The 24,803-nt window shown below is 45.2% G+C and carries 25 protein-coding genes; 20 read left to right on the top strand and 5 right to left on the bottom strand.

The features are described from left to right. Positions 1-437 precede the first annotated feature (437 nt). Genes LRM44_RS03195 through LRM44_RS03180 form a run of 4 tightly spaced genes read left to right on the top strand, consistent with a single transcriptional unit; the run spans position 438 to position 3,332 of the window. Entirely contained in the window at positions 438-890 is a 453-nt protein-coding gene (locus tag LRM44_RS03195) for an RpiB/LacA/LacB family sugar-phosphate isomerase (RefSeq protein WP_129631214.1), read from the top strand. Continuing rightward, on the top strand, positions 887-1,537 hold the full coding sequence (locus LRM44_RS03190) for a ribulose-phosphate 3-epimerase (protein ID WP_243803726.1): 651 nt from the start codon (positions 887-889) through the stop codon (positions 1,535-1,537). The genes LRM44_RS03195 and LRM44_RS03190 overlap by 4 nt, the downstream gene beginning before the upstream one ends. After that, entirely contained in the window at positions 1,537-2,373 is an 837-nt protein-coding gene (locus LRM44_RS03185; protein WP_243803725.1) for a transketolase, read from the top strand. The genes LRM44_RS03190 and LRM44_RS03185 overlap by 1 nt, the downstream gene beginning before the upstream one ends. Next, positions 2,370-3,332 carry a transketolase family protein gene (locus LRM44_RS03180; RefSeq protein ID WP_243803724.1) on the top strand — a complete coding sequence of 321 codons (963 nt, stop codon included), beginning with the start codon at positions 2,370-2,372 and terminating at the stop codon, positions 3,330-3,332. The genes LRM44_RS03185 and LRM44_RS03180 overlap by 4 nt, the downstream gene beginning before the upstream one ends. 72 nt (positions 3,333-3,404) lie before the next feature. Here the strand turns inward: LRM44_RS03180 and LRM44_RS03175 are convergent, their stop codons facing one another. Then, a complete protein-coding gene (locus LRM44_RS03175) occupies positions 3,405-3,650 on the bottom strand; it encodes a hypothetical protein (protein ID WP_243803723.1) in 246 nt (81 codons plus the stop codon). A 163-nt stretch (positions 3,651-3,813) separates the two neighbouring features. On the opposite strand from LRM44_RS03175, the gene LRM44_RS03170 reads away from it, so the two are divergent. From LRM44_RS03170 to LRM44_RS03160, 3 genes are read left to right on the top strand one after another with little or no spacing between them, the layout of a single operon-like run. After that, positions 3,814-4,725: a class II fructose-bisphosphate aldolase gene (locus LRM44_RS03170; RefSeq protein WP_243803722.1), complete on the top strand. Its 912-nt coding sequence runs from the start codon at positions 3,814-3,816 to the stop codon at positions 4,723-4,725. Next, on the top strand, positions 4,725-5,687 hold the full coding sequence (locus LRM44_RS03165) for a carbohydrate kinase family protein (protein WP_243803721.1): 963 nt from the start codon (positions 4,725-4,727) through the stop codon (positions 5,685-5,687). Before LRM44_RS03170 ends, LRM44_RS03165 begins: the two co-directional genes overlap by 1 nt. Next, the gene (locus tag LRM44_RS03160) at positions 5,687-6,166 is read left to right on the top strand and encodes a hypothetical protein (RefSeq protein WP_243803720.1); all 480 of its coding nucleotides are present in this window, start codon (positions 5,687-5,689) and stop codon (positions 6,164-6,166) included. Before LRM44_RS03165 ends, LRM44_RS03160 begins: the two co-directional genes overlap by 1 nt. On the opposite strand, the gene LRM44_RS03155 is transcribed toward LRM44_RS03160, so the two are convergent. Further along, positions 6,167-6,838, bottom strand: coding sequence for an LOG family protein (locus tag LRM44_RS03155; protein WP_243803719.1), 672 nt, complete (start codon positions 6,836-6,838; stop codon positions 6,167-6,169). Between the two features lie 120 nt (positions 6,839-6,958). On the opposite strand from LRM44_RS03155, the gene LRM44_RS03150 reads away from it, so the two are divergent. The 11 genes from LRM44_RS03150 (at position 6,959) to dnaE (ending at position 19,225) form a co-directional block, all read left to right on the top strand. Then, positions 6,959-7,558 (top strand): hypothetical protein, encoded by a 600-nt coding sequence (locus tag LRM44_RS03150; RefSeq protein ID WP_243803718.1) that lies wholly within the window; start codon positions 6,959-6,961, stop codon positions 7,556-7,558. 27 nt (positions 7,559-7,585) lie between these two features. Continuing rightward, positions 7,586-9,556, top strand: a complete 1,971-nt coding sequence (gene uvrB / locus LRM44_RS03145) for an excinuclease ABC subunit UvrB (protein WP_243803717.1) — start codon at positions 7,586-7,588, stop codon at positions 9,554-9,556. Between the two features lie 30 nt (positions 9,557-9,586). Then, positions 9,587-10,378, top strand: coding sequence for a hypothetical protein (locus LRM44_RS03140; protein ID WP_243803716.1), 792 nt, complete (start codon positions 9,587-9,589; stop codon positions 10,376-10,378). A 65-nt stretch (positions 10,379-10,443) separates the two neighbouring features. Next, entirely contained in the window at positions 10,444-10,731 is a 288-nt protein-coding gene (gene gatC / locus LRM44_RS03135) for an Asp-tRNA(Asn)/Glu-tRNA(Gln) amidotransferase subunit GatC (protein ID WP_243803715.1), read from the top strand. Next, a complete protein-coding gene (gatA, locus tag LRM44_RS03130; RefSeq protein WP_243803714.1) occupies positions 10,731-12,101 on the top strand; it encodes an Asp-tRNA(Asn)/Glu-tRNA(Gln) amidotransferase subunit GatA in 1,371 nt (456 codons plus the stop codon). The genes gatC and gatA overlap by 1 nt, the downstream gene beginning before the upstream one ends. Beyond that, positions 12,101-12,520 carry a hypothetical protein gene (locus LRM44_RS03125; RefSeq protein WP_129637596.1) on the top strand — a complete coding sequence of 140 codons (420 nt, stop codon included), beginning with the start codon at positions 12,101-12,103 and terminating at the stop codon, positions 12,518-12,520. The genes gatA and LRM44_RS03125 overlap by 1 nt, the downstream gene beginning before the upstream one ends. After that, entirely contained in the window at positions 12,520-13,968 is a 1,449-nt protein-coding gene (gene gatB, locus LRM44_RS03120) for an Asp-tRNA(Asn)/Glu-tRNA(Gln) amidotransferase subunit GatB (RefSeq protein WP_243803713.1), read from the top strand. Before LRM44_RS03125 ends, gatB begins: the two co-directional genes overlap by 1 nt. 35 nt (positions 13,969-14,003) lie before the next feature. After that, a complete protein-coding gene (locus tag LRM44_RS03115) occupies positions 14,004-14,897 on the top strand; it encodes a UTP--glucose-1-phosphate uridylyltransferase (RefSeq protein ID WP_243803712.1) in 894 nt (297 codons plus the stop codon). A 15-nt stretch (positions 14,898-14,912) separates the two neighbouring features. Then, a complete protein-coding gene (locus tag LRM44_RS03110) occupies positions 14,913-15,200 on the top strand; it encodes a hypothetical protein (protein ID WP_243803711.1) in 288 nt (95 codons plus the stop codon). Continuing rightward, positions 15,169-15,465 carry a DUF5665 domain-containing protein gene (locus LRM44_RS03105; RefSeq protein WP_243803710.1) on the top strand — a complete coding sequence of 99 codons (297 nt, stop codon included), beginning with the start codon at positions 15,169-15,171 and terminating at the stop codon, positions 15,463-15,465. The genes LRM44_RS03110 and LRM44_RS03105 overlap by 32 nt, the downstream gene beginning before the upstream one ends. Positions 15,466-15,484: 19 nt before the next feature. After that, positions 15,485-19,225, top strand: a complete 3,741-nt coding sequence (gene dnaE / locus LRM44_RS03100) for a DNA polymerase III subunit alpha (RefSeq protein WP_243803709.1) — start codon at positions 15,485-15,487, stop codon at positions 19,223-19,225. 106 nt (positions 19,226-19,331) lie between these two features. Here the strand turns inward: dnaE and LRM44_RS03095 are convergent, their stop codons facing one another. Both LRM44_RS03095 and LRM44_RS03090 read right to left on the bottom strand, forming a co-directional pair. Then, positions 19,332-19,523 carry a hypothetical protein gene (locus tag LRM44_RS03095; RefSeq protein ID WP_129743646.1) on the bottom strand — a complete coding sequence of 64 codons (192 nt, stop codon included), beginning with the start codon at positions 19,521-19,523 and terminating at the stop codon, positions 19,332-19,334. Between the two features lie 181 nt (positions 19,524-19,704). Continuing rightward, entirely contained in the window at positions 19,705-20,265 is a 561-nt protein-coding gene (locus tag LRM44_RS03090; RefSeq protein WP_243803708.1) for a TrmH family RNA methyltransferase, read from the bottom strand. Between the two features lie 51 nt (positions 20,266-20,316). Here LRM44_RS03090 and LRM44_RS03085 point away from each other — a divergent pair, with 51 nt between their 5' ends. Both LRM44_RS03085 and LRM44_RS03080 read left to right on the top strand, forming a co-directional pair. After that, positions 20,317-21,939, top strand: a complete 1,623-nt coding sequence (locus LRM44_RS03085; RefSeq protein WP_243803707.1) for a GspE/PulE family protein — start codon at positions 20,317-20,319, stop codon at positions 21,937-21,939. Between the two features lie 37 nt (positions 21,940-21,976). Then, positions 21,977-23,518 (top strand): hypothetical protein, encoded by a 1,542-nt coding sequence (locus tag LRM44_RS03080; protein ID WP_243803706.1) that lies wholly within the window; start codon positions 21,977-21,979, stop codon positions 23,516-23,518. 2 nt (positions 23,519-23,520) lie between these two features. On the opposite strand, the gene LRM44_RS03075 is transcribed toward LRM44_RS03080, so the two are convergent. Continuing rightward, entirely contained in the window at positions 23,521-24,654 is a 1,134-nt protein-coding gene (locus tag LRM44_RS03075; protein WP_243803705.1) for an NAD(P)-dependent malic enzyme, read from the bottom strand. Between the last annotated feature and the right edge of the window lie 149 nt (positions 24,655-24,803).

Genomic DNA, 24,803 nt, shown 5'->3' with positions numbered 1-24,803 from the left:
CTGTCGATGACAAACCGAATCCGACAATCGCCCGCTGAGGCCATAATGGTATTCGAGGCTTCCCCCGTACCCTTGATGGGGACGGGGTCGGTGAACCCCGCCTTGACCAAATCCTGAGACCAGACGTCGCTGACGTCTGCACATCCGGTCAACCCGGTCAACCCGAACAGGGCAAGCAGGATAATGACGATCGTACTACGAGTAGTGGACATTATTTTCCCTCCTAGAGAAAATTTTGAGGTGCGGCCTTTCAGAACCGCGACCTCAACCGGGGTGAACTCCCCGGTTAGTTGCTTTTCACGGTTTGAAAAGCTGATATATATATATCATACCAGCCGCGAAATGTCAATACTTTTTGTCAAATAGCTACACTCTGCCTCTGATAAAATACCCAACTTTTCCTTGCAAAAATCACCGAAAACGCTTATACTAAAATTATGAAAATCTACCTCGGATCTGACCATCGTGGCTTTATGTTGAAAGAAAAAGTTTTTGCCTATTTGGTTAAGAATGGCTATGACGTTCAAGACGTTGGCGGTGTAGAATTAAATCCTGATGACGATTTTCCGCAATTCGCGCAGGCGGCGGCGTTGAAGGTTATTGGCGATGATAGCAAAGATCCGCGCGCGATATTAATTTGCGGTGGCGGTCAAGGAATGTGTATGGCAGCGAACCGATTCAAAGGAATTCGTGCCAGTGTGATTTGGGATGCGTTTGAGGCAAAAATGACGCGCCAAGATAACGATTCGAATGTTCTATGTTTGCCAGCGCGAGTTTTGGAAGATAACGAATCGGCATGGAAGGGAATTGTGGAAACGTGGCTGAACACCCCTTATGCGAATGCCCCACGATTTAATAGGCGTAATGCGCAGTTGGATGAATTGTCATGAGTAATTCTGTAATCGCACCAGCAATTTTGGCGGAAAATGCCGAACAATACAAAGAGCAGGTTAATAAAATAACTGGGCTTGTTGAGCGTGTGCATATTGATATTTCTGATGGCGAATTTGCTCCAACGCTTACTGTTGGCATTCCTGAATTGTGGGCGCCGGAGGGTTGGATGATTGATATTCACGCAATGGTTAATGATGTTGCCGAATATGTTCCGAAGTTGATTGCCTTAAGGCCGCATATGATTATTATTCACGCAGAGGCTACTGGTGACGTAAAAACCGCGCTTATGCAGATTCGTCAAGCTGGAATTATGGCGGGATTAGCTCTATTAAAGCCGACGGTTCCGCGAACGGTTGAGGAATTGATAAAAATAGCAGATCATGTGATGATTTTTAGCGGTGAGTTGGGGCGATTTGGCGGAACTGCTAGTCTTATGCAGCTAGAAAAAATACGACTTATTAAAGCTATTAATCCAAATGTAGAAATCGGATGGGACGGCGGAGTGTCTATAGATAATGCATACAGCCTAGTTCAGGGCGGCGTTAACGTTCTGAATGTTGGCGGCGTTATTCAGAAATCGTCAGATCCGCGCGCTATTTTCTCCAGATTGCAGCAGGAGATTAATAAAACGAGCGTGCTTTAATGAATATCGATCAAATAGCGAAATTGAAGAAAATATCGCAACAATTGCGAAAGTCTGTTATTCGCGAATTATCAGCGGCTGGTTCAGGGCATTCTGCTGGGTGTTTGGGTTTTGCTGACGTTATGGTGGTTTTGTATTTTCACGCCATGCAACTAGATCCTGAGAATCCTAATTGGGAGGATCGGGATATTTTCGTAATGAGCAACGGTCATTATGCGCCACTTTTATATGCGACGCTGGCGGAGCGAGGATTTTTTGACAAAAAAGAGTTGGCTAATCTGCGAAAATTTGGTTCCAAGCTTCAAGGCCATCCAGAACGCGGCAGTTTACCGGGAATTGAAACGACTAGCGGTCCTCTGGGATGCGGTCTAAGTCAGGCGGCCGGCATGGCGTATTCATTGCAATATTTGGGTGGTAATCCTGAGCGATTCGTTTACTGTAGTTTGGGCGATGGCGAGCTTGATGAAGGGAATGTTTGGGAAGCAGTGATGTTTGCGAAAAAATATAATCTGGCGAATTTAATTGCGATTGTTGATAGAAATAATATTCAGATTGGTGGCGATACGGAAAAGGTGATGCCGTTAGGTGATTTGGCGGATAAATGGCGAAGTTTTGGCTGGGGGGCGCAGGAAATTGACGGACATAATTATTCGGCAATAATTCAGGCGATTGATAAAGCAAAGAATTCTCGGCAGCCAAGCGTGATAATCGCGCATACAATTCCTGGTCGTGGCGTTGATTTTATGGAATATGATTACCATTGGCATGGAAAATCTCCAAACGCCGAGGAGGCGGAGCGGGCGCTTGTTCAATTGAGTGAAGGAGGCGGCAAATGAGTTTCTTAATGGAGAATTGGCAGAATTCAGAACTTGCGGCAATTCGCGTTGGTTTTGGCGAAGGCTTGGTGGATATTGCGAAGAAAAATAATTTGGTGGTGGCGCTGAGTGCGGATTTGATGGAGAGCGTTGGCTTTGGTAAGTTTTATGAGGAAATCGGGAAACCGCGGGCAATTGAAGTTGGCGTGGCGGAACAGAATTTGGTTACCGTGGCGTCTGGATTGGCGGCTATGGGAAATATTCCGTTTGCAGCCAGCTATGCGGCGTTTAGTCCTGGTCGCAACTGGGAGCAGATTCGCACGACGATTTGCCTTAATAATCAGCCGGTCAAGCTGGTCGGTTCTCATGCAGGATTAAATGTTGGTCCAGACGGTGCGACGCATCAAATGCTGGAAGATATTGCGCTGATGCGAAGCTTGCCTAATATGGTGGTTTTGGCGCCCGGTGATGCTAATGAGGCCAAGCTAATGGCGGCGGCAATGGCTGGAGATAAACACCCAAACTACGTAAGATTGCCAAGAGAAAAAACGGCGTTATTCCTGAATCAATCTACTTTTGAGATTGGAAAAAGTTATACGTTGAGGCGCGGTAAAGATGTTGCCTTGTTTGGAACTAGCGTGATGACTTATCAATTACTGTTGGCGGCGGAAAAGCTCGCGAATGAATATGACATTCAGGCGGAAGTGATTCATTTTCCGACAATCAAGCCGCTGGACGAGGATGCTGTGCTTGATGCGGCTCAAAAATGCCAAGCCGTCATTACGGCGGAAGAAGGGCAGATTACTGGTGGATTTGGCTCAAGCGTGGCAGAAGTTCTTAGTGAGAATTTGCCAGTGAAGATGAAACGAATCGGCGTTAATGATGCGTTTGGCGAGTCTGGCAAAATGTCTGAATTGTGGCGAAAACACGGTTTGGATGTCGATTCAATTGTTCGTAGTGTTGTCAATTTTCTCCAGTAAAAAGCCCGCCAGGAGCTACTGCCAAGATCCAATTAAAGACCTCAAAGCGGTAGTCCTGGCGGGTTGTGTGTGTCACCTACGGTCACACCTGGAGTTGCACCCCTCGTGGTGGTCGTACCCGTCGTGGTGGTCGTGATGTTTCATGCCGATGGCCGCGGCGGGGAGTATGGTGCTCCCCATCGCGAACGCCAGCGCCGCCGGTAGTCCGTAGGCTACGTAGAGATGGGCGACAATCACCCACCACACTGCGGATAGCAGTGCAACAATAATCAAAAACGAGTTCCCCATGAAATAAACTGCTCGTACTACGGGGTTCATGTTCTCTCCTCTACTGAAGCTCAAGACCAAAGGGCTCTTTTGCCCCTAGGAAAGTCTCGAGCAAAAGTTATTTTATATTATCACCAAAACAACATGATGTCAATTCTCTTGGCATAGCGGGCGGTAATTGATATAATTACCATAAGTATTTTAGGGGGGCAGTATGGGATTATCAATTTCAGAGATTCGGAAAAACACGACGCGGGCGCGTCATTTAATGCAGCGGACACGGGCGCAGCGTTTTGCGGTTGGGGCGTTTAATATTGACAATCAAGAGACGCTGATTGCGGTGGCGCGGGCGGCACAAAAACTCCAATCGCCAGTGTTGGTTGAGGTTTCTGACGCCGAAGTGAAGGCTATGGGTCTAGAGAACGTTCGCGATTTGGTGGACAATTATAAGGCTGAGTATGGAATTGAAATGTACTTGAATCTGGACCACGGTCCGACGGTTGAGGGTTGTAAGCGAGCGATTGACGCTGGATATGAGTTTATTCATATTGATATTTCTCAGGCAAATCATGACGCTTCAGACGAGGAAATTATTGCCAAAACTAGTGAGGTTGTTGAATATGCCAAGTTTACCGGCGCGCTAGTGGAATCTGAGCCACATTATTTTGGCGGGAGCTCAAATGTCCATACGGAAGATATAAATTACGAGGAGATAAAAAAGACTTTCTCTACGCCAGAGGGTGCCCGGGCGTTTGTTGAGGCGACTGGAATTGATACTTTTGCGGCGGCGATTGGCAATTTGCATGGCAAATATCCAGTTCCGAAAGTGTTGGATTTGGATTTGTTGGCTGACATTCGCGAGGCGATTCATTGTCAGATTTCGTTGCACGGTGGGTCTGGCACGCCGCTGCATTATTTTGAGGATGCTGCGAAAATTGGCGTTTCTAAGATTAATATTAATTCTGATATGCGCTATGCTTTCCGAACAACCCTGGAGAAAACTTTGCGAGAAAATCCAAATGAGTACGCTATCGTTAAATTAATGCCGCCAGTTTATGCTGCTGTACAGGAAGTGGTGGAGTCGAAGATTAAGGCGTTTAATTCCGTGCGAAAGGCGGTGGTTTGATGGCAAAAATTATCACCGTTGGTGCGGCGATTCAAGACGTATTTTTAAGTCAATCAGACGCACTGACGCCAGTTTGTGAAAGTCCAGAACATTGTTTTGCGCGACTAGATTTAGGTGCGAAAGCTGACGTAAACCAGATTCATTTCTCGACTGGTGGTGGAGCTACGAACGCCGCAGTAACGTTTTCCAGACAAGGTCATTATGCTAGTTTCATGGGCGCAATCGGACATGATCCAGCGGGTCAAGCGGTAATTGCAGATTTGGACAAGGAAAATATTGACACGCATTTGGTGCGATATTCGCCAAAATATAGCACGGGATATTCAGTTTTACTATTAGCCTCAAATGGCGAGCGAACGATTTTAACATACCGCGGTGCTTCAACGCATTATCATGAGGCGGATTTTGATTTATCCGAAGAGGATGCGGATTGGCTATACGTTTCAACTTTGGCAGGAAATATGTCAATGCTTCATAAATTATTCCAGCAAGCCAAGCGTCGTGATATGAAAATCTGCTTTAATCCCGGGAAGAAAGAATTGGCGCAAAAGGATAAATTGCTGGGATTATTGTCTGATGTTGACGTTTTAACTTTGAACAAAGAAGAAATGCAACAGTTGGTGTCTGGCGAGGATTTGGAAGCCTTGGTTAGAAGAGGTTTGAGATTAGTTCCAGTCGTTTTGGTGACGGACGGCGTAAATGGCTCAATTGCAAGCGACGGAAAAACTATTGTGCGAGCGCTGATGTACGACGACAGACCGTCAATTGACAGAACTGGCGCTGGAGATGCGTTTGCGTCGGGATTTTTGAGCGAATGGGCGCGAAGCGGTAATTTGAAAAACTCTGTGATTATGGGCAGTGCGAACGCTAGCTCAGTGGTTATGAAAATTGGTGCAAAAGCTGGAATTTTATATGCCGGCACAGTACTTCATACTATGCCAATTCAAGAAAGGGAAATATAATGGCGCAGAATTTGGGAAAATTGTTGGGCGGTGACGCGAAAAAGCGTCGAGCATTAACCGAGCTCAGGCAGATGACTAGGGATGACAGCGATGTGCGATTGATTGCGGAAATATTGGCTAGAGCACACTCAATTATTCGATCTCTAGGTCTGGATCCGTCAAACGCTACGGCAGAAGAAATTTATCAATCACTAATGGCCATTGCGCCGAAAGTGGACAAATGGGCGCCGTTCAAGGCTTCTGAATGGGTGCTTTTGGACGTTGATGGTCAGGTGATTTCGTTTAATCCGATTGATATTATAAATAACTATCACTGCCAGTTACCTCTGGGGAAGCAGCAGACAACGTACGGCAAGCGAGGTCTGGGATTTGAGATTACGCGCCGATATAAAAACCACCCGCGCACATATAATCCAGCTGTGGAGCGAGTGGTCTGCCAGGGAGGAATTTGTTGGATTGAGCCGAAAACTAAGAAATAGCTATCGGTCGCAACAAGTTCGCTGATTTTTAATTAAATTAACCACCTCTGGAATATCTTCGGTGATTGTGTAGATTTTTTCATCGCCGTCAGAAATTAATTTATTTGGAAGCATATTTTCGCAAACAAAATCATCCCATTTGCCCCAGAATTTTTTATCAAACAGAACAATTGGCACTGTCGCCATTTTCTTAGTTTGTGTCAATGTGATAATCTCACAAATTTCATCCATTGTACCGAATCCGCCAGGGAAACAAACGTACGCATCGGCCAGAAGTGTCATAACGATTTTTCGTGGCGCGAAGTGGGTGAATGCGAACGAATCTGTCGTGTAGTTGTTTAATGATTGTTCGTGCGGCAAGCGAATGTTGAATCCGACTGATTTTCCGCCAGCTTCCATGGCGCCGCGGTTTGCTGCTTCCATAATTCCGCCACCACCGCCGGTGATGATTGTGTAGCCTTCTTTAGCTAATTGAAACGCTAAGTCTTTGGCTTTTTGATAATATTCATTATCTTCAGTTATCCTGGCTGATCCAAAAAAAGTCACGGTTTTATGATATTTTTGGAGAATTTCATAGCCGGCATGAATTTCGTCATCGACTTTTCCTAATCTGAACATCGCAGCCTGAAGTTGCAATTCGCGCGGAATACAAACATTTTTCGGTGTCATCATTATCCTTTTTATTTTATGATTTTAACTTTATTACTATATCATAAAATGCCTATGGTTACAATATGTTGACGGCAAATAATCCATCATATACAATCAAAGCACAATCTAAATGGAGGTTTTATGGAAAATAAATCAACGGCTAATAAATGGCTGATCGCGGCGGTGATTGTTATGGGTATAATCATTGTCGCTATGGCTACTTGGATAATTGCTGGCGCTGTGTATAAAGACAAGGATTCTAGCGCTTCGGTAAAAAGTAGCCAGACAAAGAAGGATTCATCTGATTCAATAGAAAAAGCGCATAGTGAAGGCGAGGAGCCATCAAATGAGGCAAAGAAAGAGTATAAGGATTTCCGAACCAAAGGCGACGGCACGGGCATTCGTTTAACTTCAGCAAGCGATGTTGATAAGTTGGATATTGACAGTTCTTTGAAGAAGTTTTTGAAGTCTAAAGTTGGTCGGCCAATTCCAGAGCGTGAGGGTCCAGTGTATGAGCCAATCATTGACCGTGCATACGGAAAATATGCGGCAGTATATGGCCTGACGAACGCTTATACTATCATCGGACCAAAGAACGGCACTGGTGAAATTGCAATTGTTGCAGGCACGCAGCAAGGCGGTATGTCATGCTCAGACTTGAAGTCGGCGTCGGTTCCGAGTCGTTTGGTTGACGGCAAATGTGAAGTTTCTGGCTCGTCTCAAACTTATAGCCAAGACTAGTTTTCGTAAATATAGTAAAATAGAGAGGTGAATAAATTTCGCCTCTCTTCTTCATATCAGCCCACGGGTGATCAGCCGCGAGCAATTGCTCAGTTAGTCGATGGTTTGGAAAAAGGTCAGCGCGAGCAAACTTTGCTGGGTGTAACTGGTTCAGGTAAGACGTTTACGATGGCGAATATCATTGCCGAGCGCAATGTACCGACGCTGGTTTTGGCGCATAATAAGACTTTGGCGGCTCAACTTTTTTCTGAGTTTAAGGAATTTTTTCCGGACAATGAAGTCCATTATTTTGTTAGTTATTTTGACTACTATCAGCCAGAGGCGTACATCGCTTCAAGCGACACTTACATCGAGAAAGATTCGAAAATCAATGACGAGATTGATCGGCTTAGGCACGCTGCAACTTCTGCGCTGCTTACACGTCGCGACGTAATTATCGTGGCGAGCGTGAGTTGTATTTATGGCATTGGTTCGCCAGAAACTTACGCTGATATGGCTATTAAATTGACCGTTGGCGAAAGGCGAGTTCAGGACAAGTTTATCCGCCTACTAACCGACATTCAGTATAAACGCAATGACGTCGATTTTGCGCGCGGAACTTTTCGGGTGCGCGGCGATGTCGTGGATATTTTTCCGGCAGGTCAAAACACTGCGGTTCGCGTGGAATTCTTTGGCGATGAAATTGAGCGGCTAACGAAGATTGACCCTTTGACTGGCGAGATTTTGGATCGACCAGACCAATTGACAATTTTCCCGTCCAGCCACTATTCGACGCCACGTGAGCGAATTGAAAAAGCGATTGTTGGAATTGAGAATGAGTTTAATCAGCGACTGAAATGGTTTGAGGATAATGGCAAGTTTTTAGAGGCGCAAAGGCTAAGTCAGCGTACCAAATATGACTTGGAGATGTTGAAGGAAACTGGTTTCGTGAAGGGGATTGAGAATTATTCGCGCTATTTGACCGACCGAGAACCTGGCGAGCAGCCTGCGACTTTGATTGATTATTTTCCGGACGATTGGTTGCTTTTGGTTGACGAATCGCACATGACATTGCCGCAAGTTCGAGGAATGTACAATGGCGATCGCGCCCGTAAGGAAGTTTTGGTTGAGCATGGTTTTCGTCTTCCGAGCGCATTGGACAATCGCCCGCTTCGATTTGACGAGTTCAATCAGCATATTCATCAGGCAATTTATGTTTCCGCCACGCCGGGAGATTATGAACTTTCTCACTCGCCAAAGCCAGCTGAGCAGCTTATTCGACCGACTGGGTTGCTTGATCCGCCGATTGAAGTTCGACCGACCGACGGACAGGTTGATGATTTGATGGAGGAAATTCGCCAGACGATTGCAAAAGGTCATCGCGTGTTGGTGACGACATTAACCAAGCGAATGGCGGAGGACTTGAGCGCTTATTTGACGGAAAACGGCGTAAGGACGGCATATTTGCATAGCGAAATTGATACGCTGGAGCGTGGCGATATTCTGAAAGATTTGCGACTTGGAACGTATGACGTGCTGGTTGGGATTAATCTGTTGCGCGAAGGTCTGGACCTTCCGGAGGTCAGTTTGGTAGCAATTATGGACGCTGATAAAGAAGGTTTTTTGCGTAGTGAGCAGGCACTGATTCAGACGATTGGGCGGGCGGCGCGGCACGTTGATGGGCGAGTTATTATGTATGGAGACAATGTTACGGATAGTATGCGTCGAGCAATTGACGAAACGAATCGACGTCGAGCGATCCAGCAGAAATATAACGAAGAGCATAATATTACGCCGCAAACTATTCAGAAGAAAATTGACGACGGTTTGCGTTCGATTATTCCGCAAAAAGAATCTGATAAAAAGCCAAAGCTCAACCTGAAGAAAATTCCAAAAGACGAATATCCGGCTTTGATTAAAGATCTGACGGCGCAGATGGAATTGCATAGCGCTAATTTGGAGTTTGAAAAAGCGGCAGAACTGCGTGATTTAATTGCAGAAATTCGTCATACGATGTAGAATAAAAATATTATTAGATTAGGAGGGATTATGGCAACAAAAGAACAACCACAGCCAACAAACGTCGCGCAACCAGAAATGCCGATGCAACCAAATGCTTACCAAGCATATCCACAATACGCATATGAAGACCCAAATAAGGGCAAAGCAAAGATGCTAACTTTGGAATACGCTTTAGCAATGGGTTCGGCAATTGTTTCAATCATGTTGCTGATTGACATCATAACTAAGGTGTTTGGTTTGTGGACGAACTCAACATCAATGTTATTAAGAAGTGTCGGCGGATTTTTCGCGCCATCGATGGTAACTCAGGGAACGGGAATTGTTGCAGCGTCAGTATTTGCTGTGCTTTTGGCTGTATTGTCACTAGTTCTATTCTCTCGCGTATCAAAAGCTGTTCCGGAGCGTGAAGGCTACACAAAGCGAACAGCTTACAAATTGGTAACTTACGGCGGTTTGGCGGTTTTGATTATTCCAGCTGTCGACTTGGTTGCTCGATTAGTAAGCATTTTGATCAACTCATTGCTATTTATCGGCGTTGGTGACGGCGGCGAATTCTATAAGAGCTTGTACTTGGGTGAATTCTTGCCATACGCATTAGCTCTTGCAATTGTTGCTACTAGCGCTTACTTCATTTGCCAAATTGTCAAAGGACGCAACATGTCAAAGGCTTTGTCTTTGATGTTGATTGTGGCTTCTTCTGTCGTACTATTGACTGGCGCTATCACAATTGCCGTTAAAGCGCACGACACGGGCAGCTCAGCAAAAACTATTCCATCAGACTACAGTCGCTACAAGAACTACCAAGATTACTCAATGTAATAAAACTTGGAAAAATAAAGTCGCTCACTTTGATGGGCGGCTTTTTTTAGTGGTATAATATTGATATGATAACTATTTCTACCAGCGATATTCAGCACTTGGCGAGTTTGAGTAGTCTGGCATTGACTGATGACGAAACCGACGGACTGCGCCAAGATTTGGAAAATATAATTGGCTATATTGAGCAGTTGGGCGAGCTTGACGTGTCGGGTGTTGAGCCGACTTATCAAGTTACGGGACTGAGCAATGTTTGGCGCGAAGATGAAATTCAGGCGGGGATTCCTGTTGAGAAGTTGCTTGATTTGGCACCAGAAAAACAGAATAACCAAGTGAAAGTTCCGCAGGTATTGTAATGAGTAAGATTAGTGATTTTATTGGCAAGAGCGCGGTCGAGAACGTAAAAGGAGCGTTGCGACGAGCGCGTGAAATTGAGGAATATAATGCGCTACTTAGCTTGACGGAAGAGCGTGCGCTGGAACGAGCAGAAAAAGTTGATGCTGGCGAGGTTTCTGGACGATTGGCGGGCGTGCCATTTGTTGTGAAGGACAATTTTTTGGCGTTTGGTGCGCCAACGACTGCCGCTTCAAAAATGCTAGAAAACTTTAATGCGCCATTGCAGGCGACGGCTGTTGAAAAATTGGAAGCGGAAGGTGCGATTTGCATCGGTAAGGCGAATTTGGATGCTTTTGCGCACGGTGGTTCGACGGAAAACTCGGCATTCGGTCCAACTAAGAACGCTGCAGATGAAACGCGAGTTGCTGGTGGATCATCTGGTGGATCGGCGGTAGTTACGGCGCTTGACGTGGTTCCATTTGCGCTTGGTACGGATACTGGCGGTTCGATTCGTCAGCCAGCCAGCTTTAATGGCGTAGTTGGAATTAAGCCGACTTACGGGGCGGTTAGTCGCTACGGCGTAGTGGCGATGGCGTCAAGCACGGACACAATTGGCTGTTTTGCTACGAACGCTGAAGATGCGGACTTGGTGATGGAAATTATGGCTGGTCGCGATGATAAAGATATGACGACTTTGTCTGATTTTTGGAATAACCAACCAGAATTTGCAAAGAAAAAAATAGGTCTAGTTAAGCAATGTATGACCGACGACGTGGACGCGGAAGTCCGCCAAAAAACGCTTGATTATGCGGAGAAATTGAAGAAGCTTGGCTATGAAATTGAAGAAGTAGATTTGAGTATGATGCAACATTCGCTGGCGATGTATTACATAATTGTGCCGGCGGAATTGTCCTCGAATTTGGCGCGATATGACGGCGTGCGATATGGTCATCGAGCAGCGGAAGTAAAGACTTTGGCGGAACTTTACGGTCGTAGTCGAAATGAAGGATTTATGACTGAGAATAAGCGACGAATCATGATAGGAAGTTTCGTATTGTCAAGTGGATTCTTTGACGCTTACTATATGCAAGCTCAAAAAGCCAGGACGCTGCTTATTGACGAGTTTAAAAAACTGTTTACCGAATATGACGCGCTATTGATGCCGGTTGCGCCGACTCCTGCGTTTAAGATTGGGGAGAATGCTAGCGATCCGATAAAAATGTATTTGGCGGACATTATGACTGTGCCGGCAAGTTTGGCTGGACTTCCTGCGGTTGCCGCGCCAGCTGGAAATAGCGATGAAGGTTTGCCAATTGGCGTGCAGCTTATTGGCGATTACAAGTCGGACAAGAACTTGCTGAAGCTGGTTTCGGAAGTGGAGAAGATTTGATGGACGGATTGATAGTCGCGATAGTTGTTGCGGCGTTGATTATCGGCGCCTTGCTGATGATTTTCATTCAATTGACTTCTCGTGGTCGCGGTCAAATTGACAAGGAAATGTATCAGAGGGTTTGGCGGCAAATTTTGCGCAATGTCGAAACCAGAAAATCGGAAAGTATGCAAATGGCGATAATGAAGGCAGACAAGTTGCTAGACAAAGCTATGCGCGACTGTGGTGTGGCTGGCGAAACGATGGGCGAACGTATGAAATCTCGCAAGGGATATTGGAGCGATGAAAATGGGCTTTGGGCGGCGCATAAATTGCGCAATCAAATTGCCCACGAAACCAATGTAACGGTAACAGCACAGAGTTTTCGTCGAGCGATGGCGAGTTTTGAACAGGCATTAAAAGATTTGGGAGCATTATAATGAGTGTATATGACGATTATGAAATGACAATTGGTATCGAATGTCACGTTCAGTTGGCGACGAAAACCAAGCTATTTAGCCCGGCCGATAATGACGCTCGCGACGCTGAGCCGAATAGCAAGACGCATCAGATTGACTTTGGTTTGCCGGGGATGTTGCCAGTTTTGAACAAGCACGCTGTTGAGTTGGCGGTTCGCGCTGGAAAAGCCTTGAATTCGCCAATTGCGCACGTTAGCCGATTTGACCGAAAGCATTATTTTTATCCAGATTTACCAAAGGGCTATCAGACTTCACAGATGTATAATCCGATTATTTTGGCTGGATATGTCGATGCGCCGCTGGAAGATGGTTCTTTGAAACGCGTGCGAATTGATCATGCTCACATGGAGGAAGATGCTGGTAAACTGACACATCACGACGGCTATTCGTTGGTCGACCTTAACCGCGCTGGCACGCCGCTGATTGAGATTGTTTCTGAGCCAGATATGCATTCGGCCGAGGAGGCTAAAGCTTACGTTTCGGAACTTCATAAATTGATGGTTTACGCGGGTGTAACTTACGGTAATTTGTATCACGGAAATATGCGATTTGACGTTAATATTTCGGTGGCAAAGAAGGGTGCGACAGAATTGGGAAAGCGCGCAGAAATTAAGAATCTCAATTCCTTCCGCAGCGTTGAAAGGGCTGCTGAGTACGAGTTCAAGCGCCAAGTCGATATCTTGGAGCGTGGCGAAGAAGTTGTTCAGGAAACCAGAGGCTGGAATGATGACAAGCAGATAACTATTTCTCAGAGGTCAAAGGAAGACGCGCAGGATTATCGTTATATGCCAGACCCAGATATTCCGCCAGTTGTGTTGACTGACGAGGTGATTGCTGAAATTCAGTCCAAAGTGCCGATGCTTCCTGGTGAATATAGGGAAAAATGGAGCGCGCTAAACTTGGATAAATCTGTTATCAATTCGCTTTTGTCTAATCAGGATTATGCCCAGATTACATTGGAAGTTCAGGAAAAGTCTGGCGAGGCGTCCGCTAAGCGAGTCGCGCATTGGTTTGCGAGCGCATTGACAACTTCCGATGAAAATGACGCGCAAACGGACAACGAATCTGCACGCGTGGCGGTTGACGATTTGATAGAATTGGCTGAAATGACAGAGAAGTCTGAAGTTTCCAGCACGAATGCGAAGGAGTTATTTAATGAGCTTCTGGCTGGCGCGAAAAATCCGCGTAAGCTTGCCGAAGAGAAGAATTTGTTGCAGGTTTCTGATGAATCGGCGATTGCTGCAATCGTTGACGAAGTTCTAAACGATCCAGCTTCGGCGGCTTCAATTGCAGATATTAAGGCTGGAAAAGATAAGGCTATTGGCTATTTGGTCGGGCAAGTTATGAAGAAGTCTAAGGGCCAAGCCAACCCAAGCCTTGCGCAAAAACTGATTCGCGAGAAACTTTAGAATTGCTGAAAATAATAGGGGATAGGAGCTGAAATATGAGAAAACCAACTAAAGCTATCATCGCCGCTGCCGGTTTTGGTACGCGATTTTTGCCGCAAACCAAAGCCATGCCAAAGGAGATGTTGCCGCTGATTGATAAGCCGATTATTCAATACGTCGTCGAGGAATTGGTCGAAGCTGGCATTAAAGATATCATCATTATCGGTAGCGCGAATAAGCGAGCAATCGAGGACCATTTTGATGAGCCGAATGAAGAACTTTTGGCTAATTTGCGCGCTGGCGGCCCTAAAAAACAGCCATTCATTGACGCGGTGCAGAATCTGGCTGATATGGCGAACTTTATTTATATTCGCCAGAAAGGTCCGTACGGCAACGCAACGCCTTTGGCCTGTGCTTCGCATTTGATTCATCATGATGAGCCTGTGATTTACACATTTGCGGATGACTTTATTGCGGCTAGTCCAAGTCGTTTCAAGCAGATGATTGAGGCGTCAGAAAGCTTAGATGGAGCGGTTCTATCGTGTAAGAAAATCACCGATGACGCGGAATTTGATCGTTATGGAGTCATCAATGGTCAAGGGGTAAAAGACGGCGTTATAAAAATGACGAATATCGTTGAAAAGCCGGGCAAGGAGAACGCACCTTCTGATTTGGCTAGCGTCAGTAGCTATTTGCTTCCGGGCGAGATTTTCGGCTATCTAGACAAAGCCAAGGAAGAATTTGACGGCAACGGCGAGTTTACAATTCAGCCAATTATGCAACAAATGATTGACGACGGATTTGATTTTTACGGCGTAGAAATTACGAACGGCACTTATTATGACACTGGTGACAAATTGGAATATCTAAAAACGGTGATTGACTTTGGGTTACGTGATCCTAATTTTGGCGATAAATTACGTGCTCATCTGACGGATCGTCTAAAATAATGTATAATAAATAGCATGAACGGATTGCTTATTATATTAGTGATTTTGATGGTGATTTTTGTCATCATGATGATCGCTATGACAATTTCCATCATCAAATTAACGCGCCAAATTCGCCAAACTCAGCAGAACGTGGAGGCGATAAGCCAGCGAATTGCTAGTCTGAATGGAATTGTAAGTACGGTTTCAATTGGCGTGGAACTAGCCAAAAGCTTCGCTTCAAAGAGTGGATTTTTCTCGAAATTTTTCTCAAAGAAAAAGGTAAGAAAGAGTGAAAAAGTCAGCCAAAGAACAGCCAAATAAGCTAGCAAAAAAAGTCGTTCGTGATAACGAAAACGATGCTCGTCGGGCGATTTTGGAGGATTTATTCTTTGATTTTCATAAATCTCGCCACCAGGTTTACTGGGTGAATTTTGTTCGCGGAATTTTCTTTGGTCTGGGAAGTGCTTTGGGTGCGACGTTATTGATCGCGATATTGATTTGGATTTTGGGGCAATTTGCCGACATTTTCCCGCCGTTGGCTGATTTTATCAACCACTTAATTGAGACAATGCAACGTCGTCAATAGCGTGCTATAATTGTTATTAATGACTGAGGGGACGAGCGAACAATTATCGTCGGCGGCTTTGAAGCCGTCAGATTTCGTGCATCTCCATAATCACACCTTTCACTCGGTGCTGGACGGATTGACTAAGATTCATGACTTGGTCGATAAGGTTAAGGAGCTCGGGATGGAGGCTGCCGCCGTAACTGATCACGGCACGATGAGTGGCATTTTGGACTATTACAAAACTGCCAAAAAAGCGGGAATTAAGCCGATTATTGGAATTGAAACTTACGTGGCGACTCGTTCACGATTTGACCGCGATCCAGGTAAGGACAAGCAGCGTTTTCACTTGACTGTGCTGGCGATGAACAACACGGGTTTTCACAACTTGATGAAGTTGTCGACGCGCGCCAATCTGGAGGGAATGTATTATAAGCCGCGAATTGACCATGATTTGCTGGAGGAGTTGAATGAGGGGCTGATTGTCCTGAGTGGTTGCGCGAGTGGTGAAATTGGCGTGGCGCTGAAAGAGGATGATTATGATCGCGCTCGTGAGATTGCCAAGTGGTATAAGTCAATTTTTGGCGATCGCTATTATTTGGAGCTGCAGGACCACGGACACCCGAAGTCGAACACGCATTGGGATGTGCAGGCGAAGATTAACGAGGGCTTGATTAAGCTTTCAAAAGAGCTTGGTATTGAAATGGTGGTGACTTGTGATGGTCACTATTTGACGCATGAATATCAAGACGCGCACGAGATTCTGCTTTGTGTTGGGACGGGTTCATATCTCAGCGACGAAAAGCGGATGAGCTTGAAGGATTTTGAGCTTCATTTGACGGACCCGCGCGATATTATTGATCACTGGGGCGAGGAATTTCCTGAAGTTATTCGCAACACGAAAAAAATAGCTGATCGCTGCGACGTTGAGATTGAGCTTGGGCGGATTCTTATTCCAAAATATCCATTGCCAGACGGCGAGAACGAACATTCGTATCTGCTCAGATTGACATATCAAGGTTTGCTACAACGTTACAATGGAGCTTCGAAGGAGGAGGCTGAAAAGTTGGATCCTGACGAGATTATCCCTCAGTTATCCGAGGAGGTTCGTGAGCGCGCTAAGATGGAACTCGGTGTGATGGGTAATATGGGCTATGAAGGTTATTTCTTGATCGTCCAGGATTTTATCAACTGGGGAAAATCTCAAGGAATTGTTTTTGGTCCGGGGCGTGGTAGCGCGGCTGGTTCGATTATTGCGTATGCGCTGAATATTACAGATCTTGACCCTCTAAAATATGGTTTGCTGTTTGAGCGATTTCTTAATCCTGATCGTATTTCTATGCCCGACATCGACGTCGATATTCAGGATACGCGTCGCGATGAAGTGATTGAGTATTGTGCGAAAAAATATGGAGAGGATCACGTCAGTAATATTGCAACGTTCGGTAAGATGTTTGGTCGTATGGCAGTGCGTGATGTCGCCAGGGTTTTGGAGGTTCCGTACGCTGAGAGCGACCGATTGGCGAAGTTAGTCCCGCCGCCAAGCCAGGGGCGTCATATTCCGTTGTCGGTAAGTATTAAAGAAGACGCGGACCTTCGGAATGAATATGAAAATAATCCGACTGCGAAGGAAGTTTTGGATTATGCAATTCAGTTGGAAGGGACGATTCGTAGCCACGGTGTTCATGCTTGTGGCGTGGTGATCGCGCCAGATACGTTGGTCAATTATATTCCGCTTGAAATGGCGCAAAAGGGCGTGGTGGCAACTCAGTTCCCGATGGGCGAAGTTGAAGAGTTGGGCCTATTGAAGATGGACTTTTTGGGACTTTCGAACCTTACGATTATCAATAACGCCATGAGGATTATCCGAAAAGCTTACAAGAAAGAAATTAATCTTTCGGAGTTGCCGCTTGATGATAAAAAGACCTATGAGCTGTTTCAGCGCGGCGACACAACTGGTGTTTTTCAGTTGGAATCGGCGGGAATGAAGCGATATTTGCGCGGACTAAAGCCGACTACGTTTGAAGATATTATTGCTATGGTGGCTCTTTATCGTCCAGGCCCGATGCAGTTTATTGACAGCTTTATTAGGCGTAAACACGGCGAGGAAGAAATAACTTATTTGCATTCTGGAATGAAAAACTCGCTGAAAAATACTTACGGAATTTTGGTCTATCAGGAGCAGTTTATGCAGATTTCTAAGGAATGGTGTGGATTTACTGGTGGTCAGGCTGATACATTGCGTAAGGCTGTTGGTAAGAAGAAAATTGACTTGATGAAAAAGGTCAAGCCTGAATTCGTCGAGGGCGCAGTTAAAGTTGGTGGCGCGACTAAGGAAATTGCGGAAACGTTCTGGACTCAGCTGGAAGAATTCGCTAACTATTGTTTCAATAAGTCGCACGCCGCTTGCTATGGTTTGATCGCCTATTGGACGGCTTATTTGAAAGCGCATTATCCTGACGCGTTTATGGCGGCGCTTATGACTAGCGACCATGATGACACTGATCGTCTGGCAATTGAAATCACCGAATGTAAGCATATGGGAATTAGTGTGCTGAGTCCTGACGTAAACGAATCATTCGTTGAGTTTGCTGTGGTGCCGAATGAGAATAAAATTCGTTTCGGAATGTCGGCAGTAAAGGGCGTTGGCGTTGGTGCGGTCGAGGAAGTTCTGCGGGCGCGCGAAGATGGTCCGTTTACGTCGGTTGAGGATTTTGCTAGGCGCGTTTCAACCAGCAAGTTCAACAGAAAAGCCTGGGAGTCGCTTATCAAGTCTGGTGCGTTTGATGATATGGGTGATCGATCTGATTTGCTATTCAATCTGGATTCTATTACATCATTTGCGTCCAAGCTCCAAAAAGAAGCCGCCAGCGGACAGACCAATTTGTTTGGAATGTTGGGTGGCGATGATGCAGCGAGCGTCCAATCGACTCTTCATCTCCAGAAGGCTCCCGTGAAACACGACGATAAAGAGCACTTGATGTGGGAGCGAGAATTGTTGGGGTTGTACATCTCGGCACATCCGCTTGATAGGTATGAAACGTATTTGAGCGAGCAAACTCAACCATTGACGCAATTAGTTCCTGAGTACGACAGTCGAATGATGACGATTGGGGGAATTATTAGCACTGTTCGTACAATCGTCACGAAAAGCGGTTCAAAAATGGCGTTCGTGGGAATTGAGGACAAGTTCGGTGAGGGTGAAATAATTGTTTTCCCAAATCTGTATGAGAAAGTTGGCGCCAAGCTGGTTCAGGACGCGGTGATTCGAGTTTCTGGTAAAAATTCAGCTCGAGATCGTGACGGAAATTTGGGCAATGAAAGTAAGCTAATTGCCGATGATATTATTGCAATTACGGACAACGATATCAATGGCTATGAGTCGACTGGCCGTAAAATGGATGCGCCAAAAATTAGCTCTGCTGTAAAAAAAGAGCGCCGTGAAGCTTATCGCAATCAGAAAAATGGAGTTTCTCCGAAGTCTGCTGTAAAGAATGACGCCGCCAAACCGCAGCCAAAAACTCATTCGGCGCCTGTTAATGTTGCGCCAGAAATTCCCGCTTCAAAGTTATTTGTGTATATTAAAGACCCGAATGATCATTCGCGGTTGGTAAAAATGAAGTCTGTTTGCGGCGAGAATGCTGGCACGACTGACGTGGTTTTGGTGTTGGGCGAGAAAGAAAAATCAGCCATGCGTCTGCCGTTTAAGGTGGATGCTAATGATAACCTATTAAGCCAATTAAAAAACACTCTGGGTGAAGAGTGTGTAGTTCTAAAGTGATAGTTAGCCCGCTGACAGAGGTCTCAGCCGAGACCAAAAGTCTCAAGGCGAGCTAACTATCTATCAGCGGGACTTCTTGCCCCGCAGCTTATTCCTCGCTTCGGCGCTACGTGCCAATGAGCACGTAGCGAACAGTGTGGCAGTCGCTGTAAAAACTGCCGCTGATATTGACCAGGGCAATATCGGTAGCAGAACTACCATATAGGCAGCGAACTCCAGCATAATTGCCGTCGCTGCTATCACAGCCAGGATTGATGGCACGACTCCCGACATCTTGTCGTGGGAGTACAGTGCCCATGTAGCCAGGTACATGACCGATATAGTCGTGATGATCATAGCAATGTCCATCATTGCATTTCTCCTTTTGTGCGGGTACTACTTTCTCTGGGGGATTCCAGAGAAAGCTCATATAAATATAACACATATGTTTAATAAAGTCAATAAGTAGACTTGAGGGATTTATTTATGTGTTGTTGAGATTATTTCGTTCTCGGGAAAATCAGTCCGAACAGCGCAATTCCTGTTGCGACCGACACGTTGAATGATTCTTTTTGGCCGAACATCGGGATTTCTACGGTGAAGTCGCAGTTGTCCAAAAGCTCTGGCGTGATTCCGTGGACTTCTTCGCCAAGCAGTAGCGCGAATTTTTCAGGTGGCTGAAATTCTGGCAACATCACGCTGTCTTTTGATTGCTCCAGCGCGACAATTGGCAAGTTTTCTGTTCGCTGATTTTCTTTAATCCAATCATTGATATCCTCGTAAAACTCAAATGGCACCAAACTTTCCGCACCCAAAGCGGTTTTATGAATTTGGCTGGTGATTTTTTCGCGAATATGCGGCAGGCGAGGGTCTTCAGATCGAATTTCTCCATCGACAAGCGCACAAACAGGCGCCTTGCTACATAAACTCAATTCTGGATACGGCGTGTAACCACTAAGAACAATCTTTTTTACGCCAAATCCTTCGGCTGTGCGAAAAATTGCCCCAACATTGTGCGTCGAGCGAATATTATGGACTAACAGAGTAATTTCTGGATTCATATCACTATTATATCACTCGTCAAACCGTAAGCTTTTTGGTATAATTTTCATATGGACGAAGATAAAATTCAGGCGCGACGCCGTGAGCAAGATGAGGAAGCTACTCGTCGTCGAGCGTCAATTTTAGGACTTCAATATCTTGACGGGCGGGAATTTGAAGAAACTTTACCTTTGCTTAAGGGTGTTTTGACGATAGAAGAAATGTATAAGGGTCGGCTGGTCCCGTTAGCCTTTAACGAGGAAGACCAATCTTATCGATTTGGCGTTACGTCGCAAACTTCTGAGTCGTTGATGAAGCGGATGCGAGATCAGTATGTTGAAAACGGCAAGCGAATCTTCTTTTTCTTAATTTCTGGTTCAGCGTTTCGGTCAATTATGCTCAGGTTTGATCCGCCGAAAAAAGTGATTTACGACAATATTGAAATTGCCAAGGAGGGTGATAGCGATACTCTAGCACAGGTTACTCAGACTTTGGCTTCCGTGGGCACAAATGACGTGTTTAATTATTTGATTGACCAAGCGGATTTGTTGGGTGCGTCGGATATTCATATTGAGAACCAGCGCGAATCGATTCGAATTCGTATGCGTGTTGACGGAGCTTTGCACACGGTGGCGGAGCTTAGTAGGGATAGATATCGAGTGATTATGGCGACTTTGGCGTCTCGTGCGAATATTTCTACTGCTTCCAGAGAGCCTCAATCTGGGCATATGCAACAGGAAATTCATAGAGATGGCGCATCGCATGTGCTGAATTTGCGTGTGGAGGCTGTGATGACGGTGTATGGCTTAGACTTGGTGCTTCGATTATTTAATTTTGACGAATCAATGTTGAACTTGGATCTCTTAAGTATTTCAAAGAAAGAGCGTGAGCAAATTGATGAAGTTATTTCTCATCCGCGCGGAATGTTGTTGATGGTTGGTCCAACTGGTTCGGGAAAATCCACGACGTTATATAGTATTCTTAATGCCCTTAATACGCCAGATCGAAAGATTATCACGCTGGAAGATCCTGTAGAAAATACGATTCCTGGGATTGCTCAGATTCCAATTGATACGACAAATGGACAGAGGTTTGCTGATGGCTTGCGCAGTGTTTTGCGTCTTGACCCAGACGTGGTGATGGTTGGTGAGATTCGCGACAATGAAACTGCGAAGACTGCGATTCAGGCGTCAATTACGGGACATTTGGTGTTGTCCAGCTTTCACGCCAATTCAACTGCGGCGGCGTTTAGTCGTATGATCGATATGATTGGGCAAAACCCGATTTTTAGCTCGGCGGTTCGGCTGGTGATTGCTCAGCGGCTAGTGAGGAGATTGTGGGATGATAGCAAGGAAGAATATGAGCCGGATGAGGCGACTCGTAAGTGGGTGAAAGAGGTTTTGAAGGATTTGCCAGAGAATGTTGATTGCCCAGATTTGGATACGTTTAAGCTTTGGCGTGCAGTGCCGACAGACGACGTTCCATTCGGCTATAAGGGGCGAATTCCAGTAATGGAGCAATTGGTCGTGAGCGAGAATATTCAGAAATTCTTGCGCGGCGATGTTGAGGATGTTCACACGGAAGCGATTGAGAAGGCTGCAAAAGAAGATGGCATGGTGACGCTACTTCAGGCTGGCGTGTTAGCGGCTCTTCGCGGCGAAACGACATTAGAAGAAGTTAATAGAGTAATATAATTGACTTTATAGCCATAAACTGATAAGATATTAGTTTATGAGCGAAAGACAACGGGATGGTTATGTTGTTAAAGATAAACTATCTCATACAGAGGATCTTAATAAAAACTACATAAGTCAAATTATAGATTATGTAGAGTCTATTATTAAGCATGTACCGTTTCTTGTTGAAGGTGAGGAGTTGCGCGGTGAATATCAAGAATCTTATGGGAAGGTTCTTGGGTTGTTTCAGCAAATTGAGGAGGAGTATAACAGGCTTCCAGATTGCATAGAGATAGATTTTGATATAGAGGAAGTCAAAGAATCATTAAGAAGTATATTTAATGGAACATACGAGAAATTTATAAGGGAAAATCTTAGTGTAGTTTTTCCCGAAAAGCTGGCGGAAGTGAATATTCCAGAATTTTGCCAAGCTGAAGAGTATGCGATTCCCGACGTAAGACGATGGCAGCATGCTAATAAAATAATTAGTCCTGAACTTGCAGATCGTGAATATATGCGCTTTATCGCAAAGGCAAGGGAGACTGTGATTAATAGACTTACTAAGGATGGAGCTTTTGGTTTACCTGATGATTTTACAATTACTAGACCTGAATACATTCCAGGTAATGATGGCAAGATGAAGTTGAGTAGTTTCTTGGAGGACTTTAAGCGTCGGAAACTTAAGGAGGTTGAAGATGAGGAATGTAATGGTATTAATCCTGAGGGTGATTTAAAATTTGCCAACAGTGTTCTTGAGTTTATAAAATCCATAAAATTGCCAAGCGAAGAGGAACTAGCCAAGCAGTATAAAGAAGCGACAATTAAAGAAAACAGTCCAGTGGTTCGTAGTCTTGCTGAATCTATGGCTAAAGAGTGTCTGAGTGGGGCTTTAGACAACGCCCTGAAGGTGCTTTCGGAGAAATTGAATGGCTATGAAGCGGCACCTAAAATCGCTGCTGAATCTTTGAATGAGGCGAGGAAGAGAAAGAGAAATAAGCAATCACGCCAGGGAAATTGCGAGGTGAGTGATCAGGATGTTCAGGCGGTGGAGGTTAACTTGAAGGTCGGGGATTATATAGAGCTTAGTCACGAAACATTTCCGTGGTTAGATGATGAAATGGCTAAGGTTTTATATATTAAGAGAAGCGGTAATGATGTTACGATAGTAGTCGATGCTCGTACTGAAGCAGCCAAGAGAATTGAACACAGAATGTCTGGCTATGAGACTAAGAAAAAGCAGAAGAGTATTTTGCCCAGTCTTTATAATAAATTAAAATTAGCGGCAGAAATTGTTGCAACGTCAGATTCTGGATTACGTGATTCTTGGACGACCTTAAGATATCGAGATAAAAATAAGTATCCTTTTAGTATCTTTAGCTGGAAAGCCCAAACATCTGACGCACTAAGGATGTATGTGTCGCACATCGCTATGGATAAGGTGGATGATGAGTCTGTGAGAAAGATACTAGAAGAGAACGGTGTAACTCATTTATTAATGCTTTTGGGTGCTTGCGACAAAAATAACCAGGAAGAATTATTGCCAGTATTTACTGGGCGGACTAGGCGCATTGAGGCAGCTGACGGTGCTGGTGCTTAGGCTTATCTAATGACATTTGCAATAGCTTCAACAACACCCTCATCAAATGCAGTTGGGACGACTTTATCGACGGTTGGATTTTCGACCAGGTTAGCTAGCGCTTCGGCGGCCGCTAATTTGTGCTGATCGGTGATTTTCTTAACTCCGTGATCTAATGCGCCGCGGAAAATTCCAGGGAATGCCAGAGAGTTGTTGACCTGATTTGGGAAGTCGCTACGACCCGTACCGATGATTGCGACACCGGCTTGTTTGGCGACATCTGGCATAATTTCTGGAACAGGATTTGCTAGTGCGAATACGATTGGATCTTTCGCCATTTTTTTGACTAATTCTGGAGTGAGAAGTCCTGCGCGCGATACGCCGATGAATACGTCTGCGTCAGTGATAGCGTCTTCAATTGAGCCAGATTGTGATGCATCGACATATTCTAGTAGCGCGGTTTTTTCAGCGTTCAAATCTGTGCGTGATTTTCCGACAATTCCTCGGCTATCCACCGCTACGATGTTTTTTGCTCCGTAAAGGTTTAACAATTTGATGATTGCTGTGCCAGCTGCGCCCGCGCCGATGACTACGAATTTGCAATCTGCTAGGTTTCGTCCTGTCAATTTAGCGGCATTAATTAAGCCCGCCAACACAACGACAGCCGTACCGTGTTGGTCGTCGTGGAAGACTGGAATATCTAATTCTGCCTTTAATCGCTCTTCAATTTCAAAGCATTTTGGTGCGGCGATATCTTCGAGGTTGATAGCGCCGAAGCTTGGCGCGATGGCTTTAACTGTGGCAATGATTTCTTCTGGTTCATGAACGTCTAACACAATTGGCACTGCGTCGACATCGGCAAAATGCTTAAATAGCAAAGCTTTTCCTTCCATAACTGGCATGGCGGCTTTTGGTCCCAAATTGCCTAAGCCCAAAATTGCTGAGCCGTCTGAGATTACGGCGACTAGATTGTTTGTCCAAGTGTATTTTGGTAAATCGGCTGGATTTTCGGCAATTGCTTGACTGACTGCGCCGACGCCAGGGCTGTAATAAGCGCTAAGCTTGTCGCGATTAAGCTCCTCTTTATCTCTGAGGCTGGTCGTAATTTTACCTTTGTATTTTTCGTGTAGTTCGAGTGCTAATTTATTGTAATCCATAACTATATTATACTCCAATTTTATTTAATTGATATTTCTTCAGATTTGTGTTATTATCTTATGTAATTGTACGAGAGTTAAATATTCGAGCCTTGTTTGACGTGGAGCCGCAGAGGTACAACTGCGTGGCCAGTCGGAGCGAGTTCGGA

The sequence above is a fragment of the Candidatus Nanosynbacter sp. HMT-352 genome, assembly GCF_022819385.1.
Classification (GTDB): domain Bacteria; phylum Patescibacteriota; class Saccharimonadia; order Saccharimonadales; family Saccharimonadaceae; genus Nanosynbacter.
Note: the sequence above shows the minus strand (reverse complement) of the source record. Positions and strands in the feature narration are given on the sequence as shown.